Source organism: Streptomyces sp. NPDC050287, assembly GCF_044459385.1.
GTDB lineage: Bacteria > Actinomycetota > Actinomycetes > Streptomycetales > Streptomycetaceae > Streptomyces.
Genome location: NZ_JBITIY010000016.1, coordinates 73,398 through 94,471, shown reverse-complemented (window position 1 = coordinate 94,471; position 21,074 = coordinate 73,398). Strand labels below are relative to the sequence as shown.

Genomic DNA, 21,074 nt, shown 5'->3' with positions numbered 1-21,074 from the left:
ACCTGGGTGCAGTGGTCCAACAGAAGAATCCGATGGAATTGAGCGGATAGGCTTCTCAATCATGGAACTCCGCCATCTCCAGCACTTCGTCGCGGTCGCCGAGGACCAGCATTTCACCCGGGCCGCCGAACGGCTGCTGGTCTCCCAGTCGGGGCTGTCCGCCTCCATCCGCGCCCTGGAACGGGAGCTGCAGACCCCGCTGTTCGTGCGAACCACCCGCCGGGTGACGCTCACGCCGGCCGGCCGGGCGCTGCTGACCGAGGCGGAGCGGATCCTCGCACAGGTGCGGGCGGCCCACGAGGCGGTGGCCGCGGTGCAGGGCGTGCTGCGTGGCATGCTCGCGCTCGGGTCGGAGCAGTGCATCGCCGGGGTCCACGTCGCCGGGCTGCTCGCCACGTTCCGGCGCCGGCACCCGGACGTGGAGATCTGTCTGCGGCAGGCGGGCTCGGGGGCGCTCACCGAGGAGGTCGCGGCCGGTCGACTGGACCTCGCGTTCGCCGTCCGGACGGCCGACGAGGACACCGACCAGCTACGCGCCGTACCGCTGACCAGCGAGCCGATGACGGTCCTGTGCCATCCCAGCCACCGCCTCGCGCGCGCCGGGGCGGCCGTGACGCCTGAGGATCTGGGCGGAGAGGTCTTCGTCGACTTCCATCCGGACTGGGGTCCGCGCCGGACCACCGACGCCGCCTTCGCCGCCGCGGGCGTCCGCCGGAGCGTCGCCCTGGAGGTCAACGACGTGCACACCCTCCTGGACCTGGTGGACGAGGACCTCGGCATCGCCGTCGTCCCGCGGCACTTCCAGCACAAGCGCGAGTCGCTGACCGCCCTCCCGGTCAAGGGCACCGGCGAGACCGTGTACGAGACCGTCGCCCTGCTGCCGCCCGCACAGGCCACCAGCCCCGCGGCCCGGGCGCTGATGGCGCTCCTGGAAACAGAGGGCGCCCTCCTGCAGACAGAGGGCACCCTTCCGCAGACAGAGAGCGCATGACGGCCGCGGATGCGCCATGGTGGATCCATGCATGCCAAGGACATCCTCATCGACGCGTACAGCCGCATCCAGGAAGAGGTCCACGCCACCGTCGACGGGCTGGGCCCGGACGGCCTCAACGCCCGGCCCTCCGCCGACGCCAACTCCGTCTCCTGGCTGATCTGGCATCTCACCCGGGTCCAGGACGACCACATCGCCGACGCCTCGGGGTTCGACCAGGTGTGGCTGACACAGGGCTGGGAGAAACGGTTCGGCCTCGACCTTCCGCGCCGTGACACCGGGTACGGGCACAGCTCCGCGAAGGTCGCCAAGGTGCGGGTCGGCTCCGGTGACCTGCTGACCGGGTACTACGACGCCGTGCACGAGCAGACGCTCGGGTATCTGCGCGGGCTCACCGCCAAGGACTTCGAGCGGATCGTGGACGAGCGCTGGGATCCGCCGGTGACACTGGCCGTACGGCTGGTCAGTGTCCTGTCCGACGATCTCCAGCACGTCGGACAGGCCGCCTACCTCAGGGGGTTGTTGCGAAGCGCGGCTTCGTAGCCCGGCAGGACGACGTCCTCGATGAGTGCCCTGCGCTCGTCGAACGGGATGAACGCGCTCTTGAGGGCGTTCACCGTGACGGTGCGCAGGTCCTCGACCGTCCAGTTGGCCCCCTCCACCAGCAGCGCCATCTCCCGGGTCATCGTCGTCCCCGACACCAGCCGGTTGTCGGTGTTGAGGGTGACCCGGAAGCCGAGGTCCTTCAGGGCCGTGATCGGGTGCTCGGCGATCGACATGGCGGCGCCGGTCTGGAGGTTGGAGGTCGGACACATCTCCAGCGCGATACGACGGTCCCGGACCCAGCCGGCGAGACGGCCGAGCTTGCCGGCCGCGAGGTCGGGGATGTCGTCGGTGATGCGGACGCCGTGTCCGATGCGCTGGGCGCCGCACACCTGGAGCGCCTGGTGGATGCTGGGCAGACCGTGTGCCTCGCCGGCGTGGATGGTGAACGGGACGTTCTCCCGGCGCAGATGCTCGAAGGCGGCCAGGTGGTCGGCGGGCGGGAAGCCGTCCTCGGCGCCGGCGATGTCGAAGCCGACGACGCCCGCGTCCCGGAAGGCGACGGCCAGGTCGGCGGTCTCCCTGGTGCGGTCGAACATACGCATCCCGCACAGCAGCGTGCCGACGCGGACCGGGGTGCCCGCGGCGGCCGCCTTCGCCATACCGGCCGCGAGACCTTCCTGAACGGCCTCGACGACCTCGGGCAGGGTCAGCCCGCCTCTCAGCATCAACTCGGGGGCGTACCGCACCTCGCCGTACACGACACCGTCCGCGGCGAGGTCGAGCACGTACTCCTCGGCGGTGCGCAGCAAGCCCTCGCGGGACTGCAGCACCGCCAGGGTGTGCTCGAAGGTGCCTATGTAGCGCACCAGGTCACCTGAGCCCGCGGCCTCGACGTACCAGGCGGCCAGCTCGTCCGGGTCGGTGGTGGGCAGGGGGTGGCGGACCGCGTCCGCGAGCTCCACCAGGGTGGCGGGGCGCAGGCCGCCGTCGAGGTGGTCGTGCAGCACGGCCTTGGGCAGCCGGCGGAGGGTGTCGGTGTCGATGCGGGGCGCGGTCATGTGCGTGGTCCTCGGCGGTGGTTCTGGGCGTGGTTCTCGGCGGTGGTTCTGGGCGTGGTTCTCGACGGTGGTTCTCAGTCGGTGGCGGGCTGGAGCAGGTCCCAGCGGTTTCCGTACAGGTCCTCGAAGACGGCGACCGAGCCGTAGGGCTCGTGGCGGGGCTCCTCCAGGAAGGTCACGCCGGCGGCGAGCATGCGGGCGCGGTCGTGGGCGAAGTCGTCCGTGTGCAGGAAGAATCCGACGCGGCCACCGGTCTGATCCCCGACCCGGGCACGCTGGGCGTCGTCCTTGGCCCGGGCCAGCAGCAGATCGGTGCCGTCCTGATGGGAGCCGGGCCGAACGACGACCCAGCGGGAGCCGTCCGGGCGCGGGGTGTCCTCGACCAGACTGAATCCGAGGGCCTCGGTGTAGAAGCGGATGGCCTCGTCGTGGTCGTCGACGACGAGGGTGACCAGGGCGATGCGTCTCATCGGGGCCTTTCGGAGACTTGTGAAGCAGGTGAGTGACGGGAGAGGTTATACGTAAAACGTGCCCTGCGCCAGTCAGCCCTGCCGATGATCCGGGCGGGCGCGGAAACCGGCCCGGGGAACGCGGAACGGGCCGGGGGGTGCGTGGCAGCGGTGACTCCCTGCGTGGCAGGCTGGTGATCACGTCGGAGTCACCGGCTCCGCCGCCTCCCCGCCCGCACTGCCGTACAGGAGTCGCGCGTCATGACCGAACTGCCGAAGTCGACCGGTGCCCCGGCCCACCAGAACGTCACCTTCCCGAGCGGCGGGACCACCGCCCACGGCTATCTGGCCCTGCCGCCGTCCGGACGCGGACCCGGCGTCATCGTCATCCAGGAGTGGTGGGGCCTGACCGACCACATCGCGGACGTCGCCGACCGGCTCGCCCGGGAGGGCTTCGTCGCCCTCGCGCCCGACCTCTACGGCGGCAACGTGGCGCACGAGAGCCAGGAGGCCCTGCGGATGATGCAGGCCCTCCCGGTCGCGCGCGGGGTCGAACTGCTCTCCGGCGCGGTCGGCCATCTGCTGTCCCTGCCCGAGGTCACCTCGGACATGGTCGGCGCGGTCGGCTTCTGCATGGGCGGCGGTTTCGTGCTGTACCTGGCCGCGGCGGACCCGCGGGTAAGCGCGGCCGTGCCGTTCTACGGCGTCATCCAGGGCGAACTGCCCGACTTCTCGGGGCTGAAGGCGCAGGTCCTGGGACACTTCGGCGAACGCGACCAGAGCATCCCGGCACAGACCGTCGACCGGCTCGCCGACGCCATCCGGGAGCAGTCGGGGATCACCCCGGACTTCCGCCGCTACCCGGCCGACCACGCCTTCTTCAACGACGGCCGACCGGTCTACGACGCCGAGTCGGCCGCCCGCGCCTGGGAGCGCACGGTGCCCTTCCTGCACGAACAACTGGGATGAACCACACGTAGGGCCGGCATGCGGATGGCGTCTGCCCGTCGGTCCACGCGGTCCGCTCAGACGACCGGCTCGCCGATGCCGAGCAGGTTTCCCTCGCTGTCACGGAGCCAGGCGGCGCGTTCGCCCCGGGCACCCTTGCTCGGGTAGTTCCCGTGGATCTCCGCGATCCCGTCCCTGGTGCGGAACCCTGGCACGTCGACCTCCTCGAACACCACGCCGCGTCGCTTGAGCTGGGACACGACGGTGTCGAGGTCGTCGACCTCCCATCCCATCTGGGTGAAGGTGCCGGTCGATGCTCCCGTCGACCGGAACACGGCGAAGTCGGTGCCCCCGCACCGGTACAGCAGTGCGCCGGGCCGTTCGTCGACGGGCTCCAGGCCGAGCTTCTCGGCGTAGAAACGCCGCGCCCGGTCCAGGTCCTGGGCGGGAAGCCTGGTCGCCACCCGTCCCCTGGCCAGAATGTCGCTGTCGTCTGCGTTCATCTCTCCACTGTGCCGCGAACCGAGGCAACCGTCCTGGCACGCGACGGTTGCCTCACCTCACGGGCGGCCTCATGGAACGGCCTGTGGACCTGCTACGCCCGGGGACCCGAGTACAGGGCCGCGAACAGACCCTGAACCCGTTCACCGTCCGGCTGCTGCCAAGGGCCCGCGACGTGGCCGACCGCGCCGGGCGGGACGAGGGACGCGCCCTGCGGGGCGGGGTGCAGGACCCGGTGGAGGCGGAGTGTGGCGCCCTCGGGGAGGGACAGGTCGGTGCCCTCTTCGTCGTCGGCGACGGTGACGGGGCCCGAGGCGAGGGGGACGTCTGCCGCGCAGGAACGGGTGACGTCGTGGTCCGGGGTGTCCGTGGCGCTCTGGGCCTGCGCCTGGGCGCTGCCCTCGATCAGGGCGAGCAGCTGGGTCACCAGGACCGGGTCGTGGGCGCCGTCGTAGGCCCAGCGGGGGCCCAGCACCCCGTGCTCCGCGGTGCCGACGAGGGCGTGTTCCGCTCCGGCGAGCGGGGCGCCCCGGTAGGTCAGGGGCACCAGATAGGCGGCCGGGTGGGTACCGGAGGTGTCGGTGGCCACCATGAACTCGATGCCGACCTCGCCCTTCGGGTCGTCCAGACGGAAGCCGCCCGCCTTGGACAGCCGGGGTTCGTCCGGACCGCCCGCGTACCAGGGGCGGGTGGGCAACCAGGCGGTGAGGAGTTCCAGCTTGGTCGGCTTGAGGGTGGTGCGGTGGATGACGGCCATGGGTCGCGTTCTCTTTCCGTGGAGCGGATGTCGGCCCTCACTCTGGGCCACTGCCGGTGCGGGGCTCAACCGGCTTTCCGGCGGAGCCCGTTGAGTGCGGCCAGCTCCTCGTCGGTCAGCCGCAGGGCGCCCGCGGCCACGTTCTCGACGAGGTGGTCCGGGTTACCGGTGCCGGGGATGGCGAGGACGTGCGGACCCTGGTGCAGGGTCCAGGCGATGCGGACCTGGGCGGGGGTGGCGTCGTGCGCCCGGGCGACGGCGAGCACCTCGTCGTCGTGGGCGGTGGTCGTCCCGTTCGGTCCGGCCTCGCCGGCGACGGCGTAGAACGGCACGAAGGCGATGCCCCGTTCTCCGCACAGGCGCAGGACTTCGTCGGTGGCGGGGTCGGGGCGGTCGAGCGCGTACTGGTTCTGCACGCACACCACGGGCGCTATCGCCTGCGCCTCGGCGAGGTGGCGCGGCTCGACGTTGGAGATGCCGAGGTGGCGTATCAGGCCTGCCTCGCGGAGTTCGGCGAGGGCGCCGAAGTGCTCGGCGATCGAGTCGTACCTGGGCATCCGGCGGAGGTTGACCACGTCCAGGTGGTCGCGGCCGAGCTGGCGCAGGTTCTCCTCGACGTGGCCGCGCAGGTCCTCGGGGCGGGCCGGGGTGCCCCACTCCCCGGAGTACGTCCGGAACGGGCCGACCTTGGTGACGATGACCAGGTCGTCGGGGTACGGCGACAGCGCGCTGGTGATGAGTTCGTTGGCGGAACGCAGGGCGGAGAAGTAGAAGGCGGCCGTGTCGATGTGGTTCACACCGAGTTCGGCCGCCCTGCGCAGCACGGCGACCGACCGCTCGCGGTCGCTCGGCGCCCCGAGGTGGAAGGCCGCGCTGCCCGTCAACCGCATCGCGCCGAAGCCGATGCGGTTGACGGTGAGGTCGCCGAGTTTCCAGGTGCCCGCGGCGTCCGCGGTTAGCGTTCGGGAGGTCATCGGCGGATTCTGACATACGCCCGGCAGAGCTCCGGGAGCGCGTTCACGCACGCGGCCCAGGCACCTCAGCGGTACGGATCGCCGCCGTCAGCAGTACAGATTGCCACCCGGCGAAACCCCGAGGATCTGCGCGAACTGCTGGTACTTGGTCACCCGGCTCTGCACCTGGGCCGGGTTTCTGCCGTCGCATTCCAGGGAGCCGTTGATGCTGCGGATGGTCTGGCCGAATCCGGCACCGTTGACCATGGCGTTGTGCGGGGTCATGGTGCCGGGTCCGGACTGGGTGTTCCAGTACCACAGGGCCGTCTTCCAGGCGACGGCCGCGTCGTTCTGCACCAGCCAGGGGTTGTTCAGGAGGTCGATGCCGAGCGCGTCGCCGGCGGCCTTGTAGTTGAAGTTCCAGCTGAGCTGGATCGGACCGCGCCCGTAGTACGCCGACTGCCCGGCCGGGCAGCCGTAGGGCTGGTTCCAGTCGCAGTAGGTCGGGTAGTTGGCGGTGTTCTGCTCGACCACGTACACCAACCCGCCGGTCTCGTGGCTGACGTTGGCGAGGAAGGCTGCGGCCTCCTGCTTCTTGACGGTGTCGCTGCCGGTGGTGGCGAAGCCGGGGTAGGCGCTGAGGGCGGCGGTGAGGCCGCTGTAGGTGTAGAAGGCGTTCCGGCCCGGGAACATCTGGTCGAACTGCGCCTCGCTCACCACGAAGCTGCCGATGGGTGTGGAGCCGCCGTCGCAGGCGTAGGGCTCCCAGTACCAGGTGCTGATGGTGGGGTCGTAGCCCGGGTTGTCGTGTTCGGCGATGTAGGCCTTGCCGTCGGTGTAGCGCACGATGTCGCCGGTGACGTACGGCCTTCCGGCCACCCAGCTCGGATAGCTCGAGCACGCGGCGGCGGACGCGGGAGCCGCCGGCAGCAGGACCGGCACGGCGGTCCCGAGGACGAGAGCGGTGACCACGGCGGAGATACGGCGTCTCGACACAGGATCAACTCCTTTGCGGAGCACGGCCGCACCCGGACAAGGGCAGGGCGGAGCCGGGCCTTGTGCGCACGTGCCGGACGGACCGGCCACGGCGTGGGCGCGGCCGTGGTGGGGGGTGTGGCAGCACACTCAACCCCTTTGGTCTGTACCAGTCAAGGGTGTAGACCAGTCAAGTACCGTCGCCTCTCAGGGAATTGCAGGTGGGGGGTGAATCGGCGAAGGTGAGGAGGTGACCTGCCTCAGCCCAGCGGCTTCTCCAGTACCGCCTTGCGGTGGCTGAACGTCTCGATGGAGTAGCGGCCGTGGTAGCTGCCCATGCCGCTTTCGCCCACTCCCCCGAACGGGAGGTCGGAGACGGTGAGATGGGCGAGCGGGAGACCGTAGCCGAGACCGCCGGAGGAGGTTTCGTCGGCGATGCGGTGCCGGGTCTCCTCGGACTGCGTGAAGACGTACAGGGCGAGGGGCTTGTCGCGGTCGTTGATGAAGTCGATCGCCTCGTCGAGGCCGGGGACCGTGACGATGGGCAGGATCGGGCCGAAGATCTCCTCGCGCATGACGGGCGACCCGGGGTCGACGTCGGCGAGGACGGTGGGGGCGAGGTACTTCGTCGTACGGTCACCGGTGCCGCCCACGACGACCCGGCCCGAGTCGAGCAGGCCGGAGAGGCGGTCGTAGTGCCGTTCGTCGACGATGCGGCCGTACTCGGCCGAGGCGGCGGGGTCGCTGCCGTACAGCCCCTCGACGGCCCGGGCGAGCAACGGCTCCAGGGCCGCCGCGGTCCGCGGGTCGGTCAGCACGTAGTCGGGGGCTACGCAGGTCTGCCCGGCGTTGAGGAACTTGCCGCGGGCCAGCCGGTCGGCGACGACAGTGAGGTCGGTGTCGCGGTCGACGAACGCCGGGGACTTGCCGCCCAGTTCGAGGGCGACCGGGGTGAGGTGCTCGGCGGCGGCGCGCATCACGACGCGGCCGACGGTGCCGTTGCCGGTGTAGAAGATGTGGTCGAAGCGCTCGGCCAGCAGGGCCGTGGTCTCGGGAATGCCGCCCTCGACGACGGCGACCGCGGCGGTGTCGAGGTACGCGGGCAGCAGCCGGGCGAGCGCGGCGGAGGTGGCGGGGGCCAGCTCGCTCGGCTTGGCGATCACGGCGTTGCCGGCGGCGAGGGCACCGACCACGGGGGCGAGCAGGAGCTGGAGAGGATAGTTCCAGGGCGCGATGACGAGGACGACGCCGAGCGGGTCGTAGCGCGTCCAGGCTCGGGCGTCGTCACCGAGGTGCGCCGGGACCGGGGCGGACTCGGGGCGCAGCCAGTCGGTGAGGTGGTCGAGGGTGTGGTCGATCTCGCGGACCGTGAAGTCGATCTCGGTGCGGTACGCCTCGGTGGCGCTCTTGCCCAGGTCGGTGTGGAGGGCGGCGGCGAGATCGGCGCCCTTCTCGGTGAGCATCTCGCGCAGGCGGCGCAGTTGGGCGGTGCGCCATTCGACGGGCTTGGTGCGGCCGGTGCGGAAGGTGGCGCGCAGCCGGGCCACGATGTCGGCGGGCTGCTCGGGGGCGGGGTGGTTCACGGTGCCTCGCTGGGGTGCGCCGGCCTTTCGGCCGGCAGTACGGATCTCGACGGCCGGAGCCATCAGGTGTATATAGCAACCTTTCATGTGCCCAAATGAATTCCGAGCACTGCGGACCCCGTTTCCGTGAGTCGTGTGTCACGGCCGCCCGAGTTCCCGGCGCCGGCGTTCGAGATACGCGCGTTCGGCCGGGTTGCCGGTCAGCCGGGCGGCCTCCGCGTACGCCCGCCCGGCCTCCGCGTCCCGGCCCAGGCGGCGCAGCAGGTCGGCGCGGACGGCGTGGAAGACGTGGTAGGCGTCGAGGTCCAGCGTGTCCACCAGGTCGAGGGCAGCGTCCGGTCCCTCGGTCTCGGCGACGGCGACCGCCCGGTTCAGGGCCACGACCGGGCTGGGGGTGAGCGCGAGGAGCTGGTCGTAGAGCTGGAGGATCTGTCCCCAGTCGGTGGTGTCGGCGCTCGGGGCGTCGCTGTGGACGGCCTGGACGGCGGCCTGGATCTGGTAGGGCCCGGGGTGGTTGCGGCGCAGGCAGCGGCGGACGAGCTCCTGGCCCTCGGCGACCAGCGCGCGGTCCCAGCGGGATCGGTCCTGCTCGGGCAACGGTACGAGCCCGCCGTCCGCGTCCTGCCGGGCGGTCCGCCTCGACTCGACGAGGAGCATCAGCGCGAGCAGGCCGGTCGCCTCGGGCTCGTCCGGCATGAGGTCGGTCAGCAGCCGCCCGAGGCGTACGGCCTCCGCGCACAGCTCGGGCGAGCCGCCGTACCCCTCGTTGAAGATCAGGTAGACCACGGCCAGGACACCCTCGAGACGGTCCGGGAGGTCGGCGTGGCGCGGTACGCGGTACGGGATCCGGGCGTCGCGGATCTTCGTCTTGGCCCGGACGAGCCGCTGGGCCATGGTCGCCTCGGGCACCAGGAAGGCGCGGGCGATCTGCTGCGTGGTGAGCCCGCCGAGCAGGCGCAGGGTGAGGGCGACCCGCGCCTGCGGGGCGAGTGCGGGGTGGCAGCAGGTGAAGACCAGGCGGAGCCGTTCGTCGCGCACGGGGCCCTCCTCGGGCGGCGCGTCAGCGGTGTGCAACAGGAGTGCCTCGGCCTGACGCTCGTCGCGCCTGGCCTCCCGGCGCAGCCGGTCGATGGCGCGATTGCGGGCGGTGGTGATGATCCACCCGGCCGGACTCGGCGGCACACCGGTCTCCGGCCAGCGTCGCACGGCCGTGGTGAAGGCGTCCTGGACCGCTTCCTCGGCGAGGTCGATGTCGCCGAGGAAACGGACGAGAACGGAGACCGCGCGGCCGTACTCCGCACGGAACACGGCCTCGATGTCGAGCGGCATCAGGCCTCGCCCATGAAGGGGCGCACCTCGATGGGGAGCGTGGTGGCCCACGTCGCCCGCCGGCCCCAGTGCAGGGCGGCGTCCAGGTCGGGCGCCTTGATGAGGCAGATCCCGCCGAGGTACTCCTTTCCCTCGGCGTACGGCCCGTCGGTCACCAGCACGTCGCCGCCCTTGGGCCGCAGCACGGTGGCCGTCTCCGGGCCGTGCAGCCCGCCGGCGAACACCCAGGCCCCGGCCTCGCGCAGCTCCTGGTGGAAGGTCTCCAGGTTCCGGCCGATCTCCGCGAGCCCCTCGGCGGAGGGCGGCTCGCCCCCGCTGGGGGTGATCACGCTGAGCAGGTAGTACTTCATGACGGCCTCCACGGCGTCGTAGGAGCGTTGTCTCACCTCCTACACGAACGGCCCGCCCCCGGATCGACATCGTGCGCCGCGACACCGGAAGAATCTTCCCCATGACCGCACCGCACCCGCTCGTCGCCCGCGCCCACCGCCTCGCGGACGACCTCCTCGCTCCGCACGCCGAACGCGTCGACCAGGAGGGCGTGCCCGCGGGCCACCTCGACGCGATCAGGCGATCGGGGCTGCTCGCGGTGAGCGCGCCCGCGGAGTACGGCGGGACACCCGCCGCCGTGGCGCGCCAAACGGCGGAGATCCTGGCCGGCGCGTGCTGCTCGACCTGGTTCGTACAGACCCAGCACCACACGCCCGTGGCCACGCTCTCCAAGAGCGAGGGCCCCGCACGGGAACGGCTGCTGGGGCCGCTGGCGCGCGGTGAGCTGCTGTCCGGTGTGGCCTACGCCCACCTGAGGGCGTACCCGCGCACGCCGGTCCGGGTCACGCGCGAGCGCGGCGGCCGGCGCTTCGACGGCACGGTGCCCTGGTACACCGGCTGGGGCCTCAACGACGTGATGCTGCTGGCCGGGGTGACGGACAGCGGCGAGGCCCTCTTCGCCTTCACGGAGGCCCGCGAGCAGCCGGGCCTGCGCGCATCTGCCCCCATGCGTCTGGCAGCCCTCACCGCGTCCCGCACGGTGTCCCTGGAACTGGACGGCTTCTGGCTGCCCGAGGAATCCGTGGTCCTGCGACGCCCGTACGGGGACTGGGCGGCGACGGACCGCCTGAAGACGGTGAACGCGTCCCCGGCGGTGTTCGGCATCACCGAGGCGGCCCTCTCCCTGCTGGACGACGACACGGCCGCCCCGATCCGGGCCCGCCTCACCGGCATCCGCGCCGAAGCCTACGACCTGGCCGACCACCCCACGCCCCACGAGCACCTGGAGGAACGACTGACCTTGCGCACCCAGGCATTCCAGGTGATGCAGGCGGCCACCACGGCGGCGGTGGTGGCCGGAGGCGGCCGCTCGATGACCCTGACGAGCAAGCCCCAACGCCTGGCGCGGGAGGCCTTGTTCCTTCTGGTCCAGGGTCAGACACAGGAGTCACGCACGGCCCACTTGAAAGCGCTGGTGAGCGGTCTGACCTGAGGAACGCGCAGCTGTGTCGACATGCGGCTCCGCCGCGCGGGCGCGCCGGACCCACACCACGCCGCAGAAGCCGAACGCCCCGACCACCCCACTCAGCTCGCGAACGGCACCTGCGCGGACGGAACGTTCCGGTCGCCGTACGGATGCCGCCACAGGCCCTGCGCGGCAAGCCGCGGCAGCACCCCTTCCCCGAACCAGTACGCCTCCTCCAGATGGGGATACCCGGAGAAGATGAACTCCTCGATCCCCAGCGCGGCATACTCCTTGATCCGCTCGGCGACGTCCTCGTGGCTGCCGACCAGTGCCGTCCCCGCTCCCCCGCGCACCAGCCCGATCCCGGCCCACAGGTTGGGGTGGATCTCCAGCCCGTCCCGGTTGCCGCCCGAGTGCAGGGACAGCATCCGCTGTTGTCCTTCGGACTCGCTGCGCGCCAGCCCCGCCTGCACGGACCTCACGGTCTCCGCGTCGAACCCGGCCAGCAGGCGGTCCGCCTCCGCCCAGGCCTGCTCGGCGGTGTCACGGGTGATGACGTGCAGTCGGATACCGAACCGGAGCGTGCGGCCCTGTCGAGCCGCCAGCCCCCGGACCCACGCGATCTTCTCGGCGACCTGCGCGGGCGGCTCGCCCCAGGTGAGGTACACGTCGGCGTGCTGCGCGGCGACCTCCCCGGCGACGGGCGAGGATCCCCCGAAGTACACCTCGGGCACCGGATCCGGCACCCGTGCCAGCTTCGCGTCCTCGACCTGGAGGTGCTCGCCGCGCAGATCCACGGTCTTGCCCTCCCACAACCCCCGTACGATCTCCAGGAATTCACCGGTACGGCGGTACCGCGCGTCCTTGTCCAGGAAGTCTCCGTAGGCACGCTGCTCGTGGCTCTCGCCACCCGTGACCACGTTGAGGAGCAGCCGTCCGCCGGTCTGCCGCTGGAAGGTGGACGCCATCTGCGCGGCCAGCGTCGGCGAGACGAAGCCGGGGCGGAAGGCGACCAGGAACTTCAGGCGCTCGCTCAGCTGGGCGACCATCGCGGTGGTCAGCCACGCGTCCTCGCACCAGGCGCCGGTGGGGGTGAGCGCGCCCTCGAAGCCCAGGTCCTCCGCCGCGCGGGCGATCTGGCTGAGGTAGGCGACCGTCGGCGGCCGGTCCCGTCCGGAGGCGGTGGCCGGCGTGCCGTGGCCACCGCCGACGACATGGCGGCTGTCGCCGTTGGTGGGAAGGAACCAGTGGAAGGTGAGGGACACGGGGGTCTCCGTTCTGGACGGTCTGCTACAGGAGGCCGTGGCGCGGCGGCCGCGTGCCGCTCAGCACGTACCGGCCGATGTGCTGGATCTTCCAGCGGGCGGGGTCGTGCAGGGTGTGGGTGCGGGCGTCGCGCCAGTGCCGGTGCAGGTTGAGCGAGTTGAGCGCGGACCGGGTGCCGGACACCTCGAACAGGGCGCCCGCCACCTCCACGGCGGTCCGCGCGGCGTGCGCCTTGGCCACGGCGACCGCGATGGACGCCTCGGCCGCCGTGTCGTCGGTGAGGTCGGCGCGGGCCTCGTCCACACTGCGGGCGGCTTCCCGCAGCAGTGCCTCGGAAGCCCGTACCTCGATGGCCAGTTCACCGAAACGCTGGATCAGGAGCGGGTCCTCGGCGGCCGTCTCGACTCCGCTCTCGAACCAGGGCCGGCTCTTGGTGCGGACGAACTCGGCGGCCTCGGCCAGCGCACCCCGGGCGATACCGGCGTCGATCGCGGCGTGCAGCAACTGGGCGAGTGCCCCGTGGAGTTGGGGACCCTGGAAGGTGAGATGGTGCGGGAGCACCCGGTCGGCCGGGACGTGGACACCGTCCAGGCGGACGGTGCCGCCGGCCGTGGTCCGCTGGCCCATGCCGTCCCAGTCGTCGATCACCGTGAGGCCCGGGGCGCCCTGGGGGACGTAGGCGACGTGCAGGTTGTCGTCCTCGGCGCGGGCCAGTACCGGGATCCAGTCGGCGAAGAGGGCTCCGGTGGAGTAGTGCTTGACGCCGGTGAGGGTGTACGAGCCGTCGGGTGCCGGTGCCAGACGGGTGCGGATGTCCTGGACGTGTTTGGTGCCCGCCTCCGACTGGGCGTTGCCGAAGCGGCGCCCCGCGAGCACCTCACCGAAGAAGAACTCCTGTTGCTCCGCTGTGCCTTGCCGGCGGATCACGTTCACGTACACGAAGTGGCTCTGCGGGATCTGGGCGAGGCTCGCGTCGGCCGACGCGAGCAGCCGGAAGATCTCCGCCAGGGTCTGCCGGCATACGTCCGCTCCCCCGTGCTCGGCCGGCACGGTGACCGCGAGCAGTCCGGAGGCGGACAGGCGGTCCAGCTCCTCGCGCGGCAGGCGGCGTTCGGTGTCCCGCTGCGAGGCGCCGGCGCGGAAGTCGTCGGCGAGCAGGCGGGCCACCGACAGCGCCTCGACGTCGTCGGCGATGACTTTCGCGGTCACGGTGTCAGCCCGCCGCGGCCAGCACAGGGGTGCGGCCCAGGGCCGTCGAGAACTGGTCGAGGACCTGCGTGAGGGCCTGGATCGCGGCCGGGGCGACGGTGAGGGTGCCGTCGTCGTGGGCGGTGATGTCCTTGTCGAGGGTGAACCAGCCCTGCACGATGTGGGCCGCGCCCATGGAGCTGAGCACCGGGCGCAGGGCGTAGTCGATGGCCAGCACGTGGGCCGTCGTGCCGCCGGTCGCCAGCGGGAGGACGGTCTTGCCGGCGAGGGCGTACTGCGGGAGCAGGTCGAGGAGCGCCTTGAGGACGCCGGAGTAGGCCGCCTTGTAGACGGGGGTGCCGATGACGACGCCGTCGGCGCGCTCGAAGAGCTCGGTGGCCTCGATGATCGCGGGGTGCCGGAAGTCGGCGCCGAGCAGGGCCTCGGCGGGGATGGTGCGGACGTCGAGCGGGATCACCTCGTGGCCCTGGGCGGCGAGGCGGGCATCGAGATGGCGCAGCAGCTTTCCGGTGCGGGAGGAGGCGGAGGGGCTGCCGGAGACGGACAGGACGGTGGCCATGGGTCCTCTTTCGGGGAGGCCGGGCGCCCGCGGATGACGGGCGCCCCGGGACGGGCGGTCAGAAGTACCAGGTGGGTTCGGGCAGTTCGCCTTCGAGGACCCAGCGGTCGGCCTCGCGTCGCTGGTGGGCGACCGGGGCGTGCGGTCCGGGCGCGGCCCTGGCCGCACTCGGTGCGGGGCGGGTCCGCCGGTCGGCGGGGGTGACGGTGCTCACGCGTGTCTGCGTCTCTCGCGGTACGGGACGGACGGTCATGCGTGCGATGCGGCGAACTCGGGCTCGCTGTCAGCGAGTTGGGCCTCCAGCTCGCGCACGAGCGGCAGCACCCGCCTGCCGAAGTACTCGACCTCCTCGTGGTAGTGCAGGAAGCCGAGGAGCAGCAGGTCGACGCCGAGCTTCTTGTAGGCGACGATCCGCTCGGCGATCTGCTCCGGGGTGCCGATCAGGCCGGTGCGGAAGCCGTCGTTGTACTGGACCAGGTCCTCGAAGCCGGAGTCCTGCCACATGCCCTTGCCGTCGGCGGCGGACTGGCCGGCCTGCTTGACGGCGGCACCGAAGCCCTCGACGGCCTCGGAGTCGGCCTGGGCGACGATCTCGCGAAGGGTCTCGCGGGCCTCGGCCTCCGTGTCGCGGGCGATGAGGAAGCCGTTGAGCCCGAACTTCGGTGCCCTGCGGCCGGCTTCGGAGGCGGACCTGCGGACGTCCGCGATCTGCTCGGACACCCCGTCGAAGTCCTTGCCGTTGGAGAAGTACCAGTCGGAGACCCGGCCGGCCATGGCGCGGGCGGCGGTGGAGTTGCCGCCCTGGAAGATCTCGGGGTGCGGACGATCGGGCGTGTTGAGGGGCTTGGGCTTGAGGGAGAAGTCGCGCAAGCGGTAGAAGTCACCGGCGAGTTCGGTGTGGTCTTCGGTCCAGATCTGGCGCAGGGCGCGGATGAACTCCTCGGAGCGGCGGATGGGGGTGCCCCCGGTTCGAGCGAAGCCGAGAACTGGGGGAGTTCGTCGTGCTCCAGCCAGGGCTCGCCGAGGGCGGTGAACTCGCCCTTGAACCAGCCCGAGACGACATTGACGGCGAAGCGGCCGTTCGACAGGTGGTCGGCGGTGGCACCGAGCTTGGCGAGGACGCCGGGGTGCCACAGGCCGGGGTGGACGGCGGCGATGACCTTCAGACGCTCGGTGGCGAGGAGAAGCGCGAGGCTGAAGCTGGTCGACTCGTGCTGGAACTCGGCGCCGTAGCCGGCCATGTAGCGGACCTGGCTGAGGGCGTAGTCGAAGCCGTTGTTCTCGGCGAGGACGGCGAGTTCGCGGTTGTAGTCGTAGCCCCAGTCGGTGCGCTGCTCGATCTTGCTGGTGACGAGTCCTCCGCTGACGTTGGGGACCCAATAGGCGAATTTCAGGGGCGCTGCGGGCATGCGGAACTCCTGTTGCGGAACGCGCGGGACTTTCGGGAACGCCGAATGAAAGGCGTAGGAAAGACCGCGGGATTTCAGACGGCGATCGCTGGGTTCCGGCCTGGATTCAGGCGGCGTGAAAGGGAAACGCGCAGGCTGCCGTCCCGTCAGGGAACAGTCTGGGTGCGCGGGAGGGGCGGCGGCTCAGGCCGCGAGGCAACAGGAGGCGCTGGAAACGCGCGCGAGGTCGACATGGCGTCGCCGCGTGAGGTCCAGTCGCATCTTCATGTCGTCGATGGTGGCAGTCGGCTCAGACAGCCGTCAAGGAAAACCCGACCGGTCTCGTATCGCGGACCATTGAATTTCACGAACGTGTGACAGGGAAACCCTTGAACGGCCCGTGGATCACCCGCATTCTGCTGCCGTGCGCACCGAACAGCTGGAATACATCGCCGCGGTCACCCGGCTCGGTTCCCTGCGCCGGGCCGCCGAGGAACTGCGCCTGTCGCAGCCCGCGTTGAGCGAGACCGTCCGGAACCTGGAGCGGGAACTCGGAGTCGACCTGCTGGAACGCAAGCGGTCCGGGGCGACGATGAGCGCCGAGGGCCGGGAGCTGCTGCCCTACATCGTCCACGTCCTGGAGGCGGTGGACCGGCTGCGGGTGGCGGCGGGAGAACAGCACCGGATCAGCCGTATGGTGCGGGTCGGCACCGTGAACGCGGCGACCGTCCCCCTTCTGGTTCCGGCCGTACGGGAGTTCCGCGCGGCGCATCCGGTCACCCAGGTCGAGGTGGTGGGCGCACAGCAGACGGAGATCCACCGGGCCCTGGCCGAGGGCGGTTTCGACCTCGGTCTGGTCAACCACCTGGACGGCGACGACGTACCCGCGGGCTTCGAGTCGACCCGGCTGCTGTGCGGGCGCCCGGTGGTGTGCGTACGGCCCGACAGTCCCCTCGCGTCCAGGGACGCCGTGTCGGTGGACGACCTGCTCACCGAGCCACTGATCGCGATGCGCACCGGATACGTCATGCACCGCTATGTGCACCGGCTGCTGGCCGGCCGCGATCCGTTGTTCTCGTACTCCACCGACGGGGCGGAAATGGGCAAGCTGATGGTCGCCGAAGGTCTCGGCGCGACGGTCCTGCCGGACTTCAGTGTGATCGGCGATCCGCTGGAGCGGCTCGGCACGATCACCTACCGGCCGATCGCGGGCGACACGACCCGGGTACTGCTGATGCTGCAACGCCGCAAGGCCGAGTCCGTGCCACGCGCGGCACAGGACCTCCATGACGTGTTCGTACGCCGAGCCCGGGAACTGGGCGGGACATCGGCCGGCGACTGAAACGCGCCGAGCGTCCGCCCCGCCCGTCCGGCATGGCCCGGGCGTGCCCCGTCAGGCTGGGGCAGCCCCCGCGGAGGCACTGTCAGGCCCGGACAGACATGCGTCAGGCCTCAGGGCCTCAATCCTCGTCCCGCGTCGGGACTACCACGAGGAACGCGTCCGACTTCAGGTCCATCACGACCGTCGCGGGCTCACCCTCGGCGCGCCGCGCCGCCGCGTACTCCTCCGCCGGCCACGATCCGCGCGGAGCTCCCGCAGGAAACCGCTCCAACACCTTCGCGCCCATAGCGGCAGCCACCTCCAGCTCGGTTCTTCGACTCTCTACGACATCTCTCGTACGGTTCGGCTGCCCGGGAACGGCCCCGGCATGTGCCACGTACCGCAACCCGGCCGGAAACACGCGGCGAACCCCCCGCAAACCCCGCAGCCGGTCCGGGCCGTGAGACGAAAGCCCCGGAATCCTTCCCACCCCCACCGCTACACATAAAGAGAAAATAAGCGCAGAATGTACCCAAAGCGGCGCTTACCGCACCGCACCAAGCAGTCAAGCCTCCAAGTCGAAGGAGACGAGTCATGGCCGACGTCTCGCACACCAGAGGTGACATCACCACCCACCCCGACGCTCCGGAAATGCGGGACCGCTACGCCCGCATGCTGGGCGGTCGCGATGTGGCGCTCGTGGACGGACCGGTGTTCCTGCTCGGTCTGTACTGTGCCGTATCGCCCTGGATACTCCACTACACGACAAGCCAGCCCAGCCTCGTGACCCACAACCTGATCGTGGGCATCGCGATCGGCCTGCTGGCCCTCGGCTTCACCCGGGCCCCGGAGCGCATGTACGGTCTGAGCTGGGCCATGTGCGCACTGGGCGTGTGGATGATCGTCTCGCCATGGATCGTCGGCACCGGCCCGGACGCCGGGGTCATCTGGAACAACGTCGTTGTCGGCGCCCTCGCCGTGATCCTGGGGCTGATGTGCATCGCTACGGCGGCCAAGAGCGCCCCGCGGCCGTAGGAACCGACGGACAAGGGCCGGTCCACCACCCCATGGACCGGCACTCCCGTCGACCGGCAGCGGGCTGTCAGCGGGCCGGGACCTGCCACGGCTCCCGCGGCAACGGGCTGCCGGTCTCCAGCGGCGACTTCTCGGCACGGTTGGCATCCCCCCGCGGAGACCAGGCCGACGCGCACCGGTGTCAGTGCAGCAAGCGCTCCAACTCGCCCCGGTGACCGGCGACCCACTCCCAGGCGCCGCGCACCTCGTCGACAGCCCCTGCCTCGCGCAGCCCGATCATGGCCCGTTCCCCTCGCAGCGCACCGGCCTCGATGCCACGCCAACACCGGTCCTGCCACCACAGGACGGTGCCGACGAGGTCGTCCCGCTGGTCGAGGCCGTACGCGTCGCGGATCAGCCGCATCCGGCGAGCCGTCTCCGGTACGTCACTCACTTCGGGCCCTAGGTCCAGGTACTGCCAGCAGACGTGGGCGACGTCGTGGATGCGCTCCCCCGGAGCGGCGATGTCCCAGTCGACGAAAGCCACCGGACGCCACTGGCCGCCGTCGACGGCGTACACCGTGTTCTTCGGGGCGAGGTCGTTGTGGCACACGACGTCCCGGCCCTCGGCCAGCGGTGTGCCGTGGGTCAGGTCGTGAAACGCGCGGACGAGCCGGGCCACCTGCACGAGACAGGCGTCGGTGCGGGCGGCGGCACGCTCCGCCACGGTCAGGGCCGCCCGCCCCTCGATGTACCCGAACGTCTCCCGCCCCTTCTCGTCCGTCCCCAGGAAGCGCGGCGCGCCGGCCCACCCCCGCCGCTCGAACAACCCGAGTACGTCCCGCACGTACTCCGCCCGCCGGGCCGGTGTTCGCCGCACGGTGACCCCGACCCGCACGACCTCGTTGACCGCACCGCCGCCGAGTACCGACTCCTCCACCAGGTCCTCCCCCGGATCTGCCCCTGCGTCGCCCGTCGCGGCTCGAAGGGTACGCGAGGAAATCCGCTCGCCCGGCCCGGCGACCGCTGAGACGGTGCTCCCCTGTCGGGAGCGGCGGACCGGGAGTGGAGGCCAGGTCCGCCGCTGCCGTGGGGCGGATCAGGTGACGTTGAGCGCCGTGTCGTCGACGACGAAGGACGTCTGGAGTCTGGAGCCCTCCGTGCCGGTGAACTTGACCGTCACGGTCTGCCCCGCGTAGGCGCCGAGGTTGACGCTGCGCTGGGTGTAGCCGGGGGCCGCGTCGAGGTTCGAGTACGTGACCGGTGTGCCGAGCACCGTGCCGGAACTGTTGAGGACCTGCACCTTCAGGGTGTCGTAGGCAGTGCTGGTCGTGGTCTCCGCGGTGTCGATGTGCAGGTAGAAGCTCAGGGTCGCGGAGCAGCCGGACGGGATGGCGACCGACTGCGCGAGAGTGTCGGTGGTGGCGGTGCCGTTGCCGCCGAGCCAGGCGTAGTACGAGCCCGAACGGGGGGCCTGGCCGCTGGAGTTGGTGATGACGCCGCTCGTCGCGGTCCAGGTGCTCGCGCCGGACTCGAAGCCGGTGTTGCCGAGCAGCTGGGCGTCGGTGCAGGAGCTGCCCCCGGTACCGCCCCCGTCACCGCTGCCGCTCGCGCCGGACAGCCACTCGGTGGCGTTGAGGGCGAGGGCCGCGTTGGTGGCGCCGGTGTCGTTCCAGCCGTCGTAGAGGGTGTTGCCGGACTGACCGGTGCCGTCGTCGACGGGCGAGCTGTCACCCCAGAAGGCGACGCGGCCGCTACCGAAGGTGCTGGTGGCGAAGAAGGCGCCGGTGTTGCCGGAGTAACCGCTGCGGTAGAGCAGGCCCTTGACCCCGGCGTTGTCGGCGGGCTTGAGCGTGGCGGTCGTGCCGCTGGCGATGAGGCTCTTGGTCACCGTGCCGAAGGAACCGTGCAGCACCGGGTTGCCACTGTCGCTGACGGCCGCCGGATAGCCGGAGCTGATGCTCAGGGAGTCGATGGAGAAGCCGAAGGGGTCGGTCGAGTCGACGCTGTTGTCGGTCATCAGGTCGTTGAGGATCTCGACCGCGTCCTCGCCGTCGTTGTTGCGGTCGGCGCCGGTGTGGTCGGAGATCATGAACAGACCTCCGCCGTTCTTCACGAAGTTCATGATCGCGGTCTTCTCCGCCGTGCTGAACAGCGTGTTCGGTTCCGGCAGGACCAGGGTGTCGAAGTGCGACAGGTCGGTCGTCGAGGACCCGCCGTAGCTGAGGCCGGCGCCCGAGGGCAGCGTCTTCAGGCTGTAGTCACCGGTCTTCTGCAGGGCGACGCCCCAGGAGGACAGCGCGCCGGTCCAGTCGGTCTCCGCGGACGGGGAGGAGTCCTGACCGAGCGGGTCCGGCTGGCTGGTGGAGACGATCCAGTCGGCGTTGCCGGCCGTCTCGGCATGGGCGTTGTCGAACAGGATGCGGTGGGGGGTCGCCGCGTGCGCGGATGTCGCGGTGACGGCCGCCTGGACGGTGATGCCCGCGGCCAGCAGGCCGAGCGCGGCGAGAACGGTGCCGAGTCTGGTGCGGGACAGGGGGAGTCTGGCGCGGGACAGGGTGAGTCCGGGCATCCGGCGTACCTCCGTGGGGGTCGGGAGAAGATGCGGTGCGGGAACCGGACCTACGCGCGTAGACGAAGGGCACTTCTGCGCGCGTAGAGCATCGGCCGTACGGGTGTCCGCGCGGTCGAATATTTGAACCGTACATGGCAACGAGGGGCCCGAACAGAGCTCCCCTCACCAACGGACCAGACGTTGACCATGCTTTGGT

At 71.0% G+C, this 21,074-nt stretch carries 23 protein-coding genes and 1 pseudogene; 6 read left to right on the top strand and 18 right to left on the bottom strand.

What is annotated here, in order from left to right; all coding sequences use genetic code 11:
• The first annotated feature begins 61 nt into the window (after positions 1-61).
• The gene (locus ACIBK3_RS39370; RefSeq protein WP_399372766.1) at positions 62-991 is read left to right on the top strand and encodes a LysR substrate-binding domain-containing protein; all 930 of its coding nucleotides are present in this window, start codon (positions 62-64) and stop codon (positions 989-991) included.
• Between the two features lie 27 nt (positions 992-1,018).
• A complete protein-coding gene (locus tag ACIBK3_RS39365) occupies positions 1,019-1,534 on the top strand; it encodes a DinB family protein (RefSeq protein WP_399372764.1) in 516 nt (171 codons plus the stop codon).
• Here ACIBK3_RS39365 and ACIBK3_RS39360 read toward each other — a convergent pair.
• Positions 1,498-2,595 carry an adenosine deaminase gene (locus tag ACIBK3_RS39360; protein ID WP_399372762.1) on the bottom strand — a complete coding sequence of 366 codons (1,098 nt, stop codon included), beginning with the start codon at positions 2,593-2,595 and terminating at the stop codon, positions 1,498-1,500. The two genes, ACIBK3_RS39365 and ACIBK3_RS39360, sit on opposite strands and share 37 nt — an antisense overlap.
• Positions 2,596-2,669: 74 nt before the next feature.
• Complete coding sequence (locus ACIBK3_RS39355; protein ID WP_399372761.1) at positions 2,670-3,065, bottom strand: VOC family protein; 396 nt, start codon at positions 3,063-3,065, stop codon at positions 2,670-2,672.
• Between the two features lie 240 nt (positions 3,066-3,305).
• Between ACIBK3_RS39355 and ACIBK3_RS39350 the strand changes: the two genes are divergently transcribed.
• Positions 3,306-4,013 (top strand): dienelactone hydrolase family protein, encoded by a 708-nt coding sequence (locus tag ACIBK3_RS39350; protein WP_399372760.1) that lies wholly within the window; start codon positions 3,306-3,308, stop codon positions 4,011-4,013.
• A 56-nt stretch (positions 4,014-4,069) separates the two neighbouring features.
• Here the strand turns inward: ACIBK3_RS39350 and ACIBK3_RS39345 are convergent, their stop codons facing one another.
• From ACIBK3_RS39345 to ACIBK3_RS39315, 7 genes are all read right to left on the bottom strand, one after another.
• Positions 4,070-4,495: a VOC family protein gene (locus ACIBK3_RS39345; RefSeq protein ID WP_399372759.1), complete on the bottom strand. Its 426-nt coding sequence runs from the start codon at positions 4,493-4,495 to the stop codon at positions 4,070-4,072.
• 92 nt (positions 4,496-4,587) lie between these two features.
• A complete protein-coding gene (locus ACIBK3_RS39340) occupies positions 4,588-5,250 on the bottom strand; it encodes a 1,4-alpha-glucan branching protein (protein WP_399372758.1) in 663 nt (220 codons plus the stop codon).
• A 65-nt stretch (positions 5,251-5,315) separates the two neighbouring features.
• Positions 5,316-6,224: an oxidoreductase gene (locus ACIBK3_RS39335; RefSeq protein WP_399372757.1), complete on the bottom strand. Its 909-nt coding sequence runs from the start codon at positions 6,222-6,224 to the stop codon at positions 5,316-5,318.
• An 87-nt stretch (positions 6,225-6,311) separates the two neighbouring features.
• Positions 6,312-7,199 (bottom strand): glycoside hydrolase family 19 protein, encoded by an 888-nt coding sequence (locus ACIBK3_RS39330; RefSeq protein ID WP_399372756.1) that lies wholly within the window; start codon positions 7,197-7,199, stop codon positions 6,312-6,314.
• Between the two features lie 239 nt (positions 7,200-7,438).
• Positions 7,439-8,761: an aldehyde dehydrogenase family protein gene (locus tag ACIBK3_RS39325; RefSeq protein WP_399372754.1), complete on the bottom strand. Its 1,323-nt coding sequence runs from the start codon at positions 8,759-8,761 to the stop codon at positions 7,439-7,441.
• Positions 8,762-8,899: 138 nt separating this feature from the next.
• Positions 8,900-10,090 (bottom strand): RNA polymerase sigma factor, encoded by a 1,191-nt coding sequence (locus tag ACIBK3_RS39320; protein ID WP_399372752.1) that lies wholly within the window; start codon positions 10,088-10,090, stop codon positions 8,900-8,902.
• Positions 10,090-10,440: a YciI family protein gene (locus ACIBK3_RS39315; RefSeq protein WP_399372889.1), complete on the bottom strand. Its 351-nt coding sequence runs from the start codon at positions 10,438-10,440 to the stop codon at positions 10,090-10,092. The genes ACIBK3_RS39320 and ACIBK3_RS39315 overlap by 1 nt, the downstream gene beginning before the upstream one ends.
• Positions 10,441-10,541: 101 nt before the next feature.
• Here ACIBK3_RS39315 and ACIBK3_RS39310 point away from each other — a divergent pair, with 101 nt between their 5' ends.
• On the top strand, positions 10,542-11,573 hold the full coding sequence (locus ACIBK3_RS39310; protein ID WP_399372751.1) for an acyl-CoA dehydrogenase family protein: 1,032 nt from the start codon (positions 10,542-10,544) through the stop codon (positions 11,571-11,573).
• Between the two features lie 92 nt (positions 11,574-11,665).
• Here ACIBK3_RS39310 and ACIBK3_RS39305 read toward each other — a convergent pair whose 3' ends face one another.
• From ACIBK3_RS39305 to ACIBK3_RS39280, 6 genes and pseudogenes are all read right to left on the bottom strand, one after another.
• Positions 11,666-12,811, bottom strand: a complete 1,146-nt coding sequence (locus tag ACIBK3_RS39305) for an LLM class flavin-dependent oxidoreductase (RefSeq protein WP_399372750.1) — start codon at positions 12,809-12,811, stop codon at positions 11,666-11,668.
• A gap of 25 nt (positions 12,812-12,836) precedes the next feature.
• Positions 12,837-14,021: an SfnB family sulfur acquisition oxidoreductase gene (locus ACIBK3_RS39300; RefSeq protein ID WP_399372749.1), complete on the bottom strand. Its 1,185-nt coding sequence runs from the start codon at positions 14,019-14,021 to the stop codon at positions 12,837-12,839.
• Between the two features lie 4 nt (positions 14,022-14,025).
• Positions 14,026-14,580: an NADPH-dependent FMN reductase gene (gene ssuE / locus ACIBK3_RS39295; RefSeq protein ID WP_399372747.1), complete on the bottom strand. Its 555-nt coding sequence runs from the start codon at positions 14,578-14,580 to the stop codon at positions 14,026-14,028.
• Positions 14,581-14,638: 58 nt separating this feature from the next.
• A complete protein-coding gene (locus tag ACIBK3_RS39290; RefSeq protein WP_399372746.1) occupies positions 14,639-14,794 on the bottom strand; it encodes a hypothetical protein in 156 nt (51 codons plus the stop codon).
• Between the two features lie 35 nt (positions 14,795-14,829).
• Positions 14,830-15,989 (bottom strand): annotated as a pseudogene (gene sfnG / locus ACIBK3_RS39285) (dimethylsulfone monooxygenase SfnG).
• A 183-nt stretch (positions 15,990-16,172) separates the two neighbouring features.
• Complete coding sequence (locus ACIBK3_RS39280; RefSeq protein ID WP_368861482.1) at positions 16,173-16,250, bottom strand: putative leader peptide; 78 nt, start codon at positions 16,248-16,250, stop codon at positions 16,173-16,175.
• A 142-nt stretch (positions 16,251-16,392) separates the two neighbouring features.
• Here ACIBK3_RS39280 and ACIBK3_RS39275 point away from each other — a divergent pair, with 142 nt between their 5' ends.
• Positions 16,393-17,310, top strand: a complete 918-nt coding sequence (locus ACIBK3_RS39275) for a LysR family transcriptional regulator (RefSeq protein WP_399372745.1) — start codon at positions 16,393-16,395, stop codon at positions 17,308-17,310.
• Positions 17,311-17,428: 118 nt separating this feature from the next.
• Here ACIBK3_RS39275 and ACIBK3_RS39270 read toward each other — a convergent pair whose 3' ends face one another.
• Positions 17,429-17,596 (bottom strand): hypothetical protein, encoded by a 168-nt coding sequence (locus tag ACIBK3_RS39270; protein WP_399372743.1) that lies wholly within the window; start codon positions 17,594-17,596, stop codon positions 17,429-17,431.
• 287 nt (positions 17,597-17,883) lie between these two features.
• On the opposite strand from ACIBK3_RS39270, the gene ACIBK3_RS39265 reads away from it, so the two are divergent.
• Complete coding sequence (locus ACIBK3_RS39265; RefSeq protein ID WP_399372742.1) at positions 17,884-18,324, top strand: SPW repeat protein; 441 nt, start codon at positions 17,884-17,886, stop codon at positions 18,322-18,324.
• Positions 18,325-18,505: 181 nt separating this feature from the next.
• On the opposite strand, the gene ACIBK3_RS39260 is transcribed toward ACIBK3_RS39265, so the two are convergent.
• Entirely contained in the window at positions 18,506-19,243 is a 738-nt protein-coding gene (locus tag ACIBK3_RS39260; RefSeq protein WP_399372740.1) for a phosphotransferase, read from the bottom strand.
• A 159-nt stretch (positions 19,244-19,402) separates the two neighbouring features.
• Entirely contained in the window at positions 19,403-20,875 is a 1,473-nt protein-coding gene (locus tag ACIBK3_RS39255) for a hydrolase (RefSeq protein ID WP_399372738.1), read from the bottom strand.
• Positions 20,876-21,074: the final 199 nt, after the last annotated feature.

What these genes read in the sequence shown, in the direction of transcription:
- ACIBK3_RS39360 (WP_399372762.1), bottom strand. Translation starts at nt 2,595, where the DNA reads ATGACCGCGCCCCGCATCGACACCGACACCCTCCGCCGGCTGCCCAAG.
- ACIBK3_RS39270 (WP_399372743.1), bottom strand. Translation starts at nt 17,596, where the DNA reads ATGGGCGCGAAGGTGTTGGAGCGGTTTCCTGCGGGAGCTCCGCGCGGA.
- ACIBK3_RS39355 (WP_399372761.1), bottom strand. Translation starts at nt 3,065, where the DNA reads ATGAGACGCATCGCCCTGGTCACCCTCGTCGTCGACGACCACGACGAG.
- ACIBK3_RS39255 (WP_399372738.1), bottom strand. Translation starts at nt 20,875, where the DNA reads ATGCCCGGACTCACCCTGTCCCGCGCCAGACTCCCCCTGTCCCGCACC.
- ACIBK3_RS39365 (WP_399372764.1), top strand. Translation starts at nt 1,019, where the DNA reads ATGCATGCCAAGGACATCCTCATCGACGCGTACAGCCGCATCCAGGAA.
- ACIBK3_RS39265 (WP_399372742.1), top strand. Translation starts at nt 17,884, where the DNA reads ATGGCCGACGTCTCGCACACCAGAGGTGACATCACCACCCACCCCGAC.
- ACIBK3_RS39315 (WP_399372889.1), bottom strand. Translation starts at nt 10,440, where the DNA reads ATGAAGTACTACCTGCTCAGCGTGATCACCCCCAGCGGGGGCGAGCCG.
- ACIBK3_RS39345 (WP_399372759.1), bottom strand. Translation starts at nt 4,495, where the DNA reads ATGAACGCAGACGACAGCGACATTCTGGCCAGGGGACGGGTGGCGACC.
- ssuE (WP_399372747.1), bottom strand. Translation starts at nt 14,580, where the DNA reads ATGGCCACCGTCCTGTCCGTCTCCGGCAGCCCCTCCGCCTCCTCCCGC.
- ACIBK3_RS39340 (WP_399372758.1), bottom strand. Translation starts at nt 5,250, where the DNA reads ATGGCCGTCATCCACCGCACCACCCTCAAGCCGACCAAGCTGGAACTC.
- ACIBK3_RS39350 (WP_399372760.1), top strand. Translation starts at nt 3,306, where the DNA reads ATGACCGAACTGCCGAAGTCGACCGGTGCCCCGGCCCACCAGAACGTC.
- ACIBK3_RS39320 (WP_399372752.1), bottom strand. Translation starts at nt 10,090, where the DNA reads ATGCCGCTCGACATCGAGGCCGTGTTCCGTGCGGAGTACGGCCGCGCG.
- ACIBK3_RS39310 (WP_399372751.1), top strand. Translation starts at nt 10,542, where the DNA reads ATGACCGCACCGCACCCGCTCGTCGCCCGCGCCCACCGCCTCGCGGAC.
- ACIBK3_RS39280 (WP_368861482.1), bottom strand. Translation starts at nt 16,250, where the DNA reads ATGCGACTGGACCTCACGCGGCGACGCCATGTCGACCTCGCGCGCGTT.
- ACIBK3_RS39335 (WP_399372757.1), bottom strand. Translation starts at nt 6,224, where the DNA reads ATGACCTCCCGAACGCTAACCGCGGACGCCGCGGGCACCTGGAAACTC.
- ACIBK3_RS39370 (WP_399372766.1), top strand. Translation starts at nt 62, where the DNA reads ATGGAACTCCGCCATCTCCAGCACTTCGTCGCGGTCGCCGAGGACCAG.